Here is a 2,349-nt window from a genome sequence, read left to right as displayed (position 1 = left end):
CGTGCAGATGAGTTTGATGCCGAACTTCTTGCTGTACTCCAGCAGTTTGGCATTCACCTTCTGTTGCAAGGGATAGGCTTCGTGATTGGCCCGCGGCACAGTGGCCTTGTGGCGTTGCAGCTCCAGGTAGAAATCATCGCCGAAGAGGTGCTTGTACCAGCGGATGGCTTCCTCGGCCTCCTCGTACTGGTCGTTGGTTATCTTCTTGGGGATTTCGCCACCCAGACAGGCGGAGCAGACAATCAGGCCTTCGTGATACTTCTCCAGCTCGTTGCGGTCGGTACGCGGACGCATATAGTAGCCCTGCGTCCAGGCGCGGGACACCAGCTTGATGAGATTATGGTAGCCCTTCTCGTTCTTGGCCAGTACTACCAGGTGCCATCCGCTTTGGTCAGGCTTTCCTTCCTTCTTGTCCATCGTGCGGCGTGCCACGTACATCTCGCAGCCGATGATGGGCTTGAAGATGCGGGCTTCTGCCGCAGCTATCTTCTCACGGCAATCGGCCAGCGCGGCTTCCTTGTCCTCGCACTCCTCCTTGCCGCTCTCAATGTCGGCCATCTTCTTTTTCAGCTCCTTGATTTCCCCTTTCGGCCCGCCGTTCTTCTTGTTGACATAGTTGGTGAACTCCTTAATGCCGAACATGTTGCCGTGGTCTGTCACGGCAATGCCCTTCATGCCATCCTTCATGGCCTTGTCCACCAGACGGCTGACACTGGCCTGTCCGTCGAGCAACGAATATTGGGTATGAACATGTAAATGAACAAAATCTTGCATAACAACCATCAGTTTTGCAGGCAGCGGCCATGCACCTCAGCAGCCGCCCGTCCGTTTGGAGCATAAAAGTACGAAGAGCGCCACATACAGCAAAAATATTTCCCAAAAAGTTATCAACACTTGCATTTCTCCCCCCCAAATCCTTGTTAGATTTTCAAAATAAGCCTATTTTTGCAAACAATTTCCATTCAAACAGAATTAAACAAGATCAATGGGCCGACTAAAGAAACTAAAAAAGATACGTATACACCGTGAAGGAACGCATACACTGGTAGGCAGTTTCATATTGTTGCTTGCCGTCAATTGCGCGCTTTACTTCGGACTGGAATGCAAATTGCCCTTTTACGTAGTGGCAGCTTTCAGCGTTGTTGTGTACGGCATATTGGTTAACTTTTTCCGTTGTCCCATCCGCCTCTTCGGCCAAGACACCGAAAAGGTGGTGGTGGCTCCGGCTGACGGCAAGGTCGTTGTGGTTGAGGAAGTGGAGGAGACAGAGTATTTCCACGACCGCCGCATCATGGTGTCCATCTTTATGAGCCTGGTCAACGTACATGCCAACTGGTACCCCGTGGACGGCACCGTCAAGAAAGTGGGCCATCAGAACGGCAAGTTCATGAAAGCCTGGCTGCCCAAAGCCAGTACGGACAACGAACGCTCCACCGTTGTGATAGAAACGCCCGAAGGAGTGGAAATCATGGCTCGCCAGATAGCCGGAGCCATGGCACGGCGCATTGTCACCTACGCCGAACCGGGCGAGGAGTGCTACATCGACGAGCACATGGGCTTCATCAAATTCGGCTCACGCGTGGATGTCTACCTTCCCCTCGGCACAGAAATATTGGTCCAACTGGGACAAACCACCACCGGTAACCAGACCGTCATCGCAAAACTGAAATAAACGCAAGAACCATGGCCAACTGCATCACCCGACATATTCCCAACACGCTCACCTGCCTGAACTTGTTCTCCGGGTGCATTTCTTGCGTCATGGCTTTCGAGGCGCGCTACGAAGCGGCCTTGCTGTTCATTCTCATCAGTGCGGTATTCGACTTCTTCGACGGACTGGCCGCACGTGCGCTGAACGCACACTCCGTCATCGGGAAAGACCTGGACTCGCTGGCCGACGATGTCAGCTTCGGAGCGGCTCCTTCGTTCATTGTATTCTCACTGTTCAAAGAGATGACCTATCCCGCATACATGGAAGGCATCGCCCATCTGCTGCCCTATACGGCCTTTCTGATTTCGGTGTTCTCGGCTCTGCGCCTGGCCAAGTTCAACAACGACACCCGCCAGACCACTTCCTTCGTCGGACTGCCCGTACCTGCCAACGCACTCTTTTGGGGTTCGCTGGTGGCAGGCTACCACTCCATCCTCGTCAGCGACGGTTTTCACCCGTTGTACCTGCTGGCATTGGTTTGCCTGTTCTCGTGGCTGCTGGTTTCCGAGCTTCCCATGTTCTCGCTGAAATTCAAGAACCTGTCGTGGAAAGACAACAAGGTGAGCTTCACTTTTCTGATTTTCTGCATCCTGTTCCTTGCCTTCCTGCAAGTGAAAGGTTTTGCCACCTGCATTGTA

3 protein-coding genes are annotated in these 2,349 nt (G+C 53.1%); 2 read left to right on the top strand and 1 reads right to left on the bottom strand.

Annotated elements, in window-relative coordinates; genetic code table 11:
* On the bottom strand, nt 1–774 hold a 774-nt coding region (locus Q1Y74_RS13935), incomplete at its 3' end, for a PHP domain-containing protein (RefSeq protein WP_300814894.1).
* A gap of 211 nt (nt 775–985) precedes the next feature.
* On the opposite strand from Q1Y74_RS13935, the gene Q1Y74_RS13930 reads away from it, so the two are divergent.
* A complete protein-coding gene (locus tag Q1Y74_RS13930) occupies nt 986–1,672 on the top strand; it encodes a phosphatidylserine decarboxylase family protein (RefSeq protein WP_300814893.1) in 687 nt (228 codons plus the stop codon).
* A gap of 11 nt (nt 1,673–1,683) precedes the next feature.
* A partial coding sequence (locus tag Q1Y74_RS13925; protein ID WP_300814892.1) for a CDP-alcohol phosphatidyltransferase family protein occupies nt 1,684–2,349 on the top strand: 666 nt, incomplete at its 3' end.

It is taken from the genome of uncultured Bacteroides sp., assembly GCF_949298305.1.
GTDB lineage: Bacteria > Bacteroidota > Bacteroidia > Bacteroidales > Bacteroidaceae > Bacteroides.
The sequence above is the reverse complement of the archived record's forward strand: the minus strand, read 5'-3'. Positions and strand labels throughout refer to the sequence as shown.

What these genes read in the sequence shown, in the direction of transcription:
- Q1Y74_RS13930 (WP_300814893.1), top strand. Translation starts at nt 986, where the DNA reads ATGGGCCGACTAAAGAAACTAAAAAAGATACGTATACACCGTGAAGGA.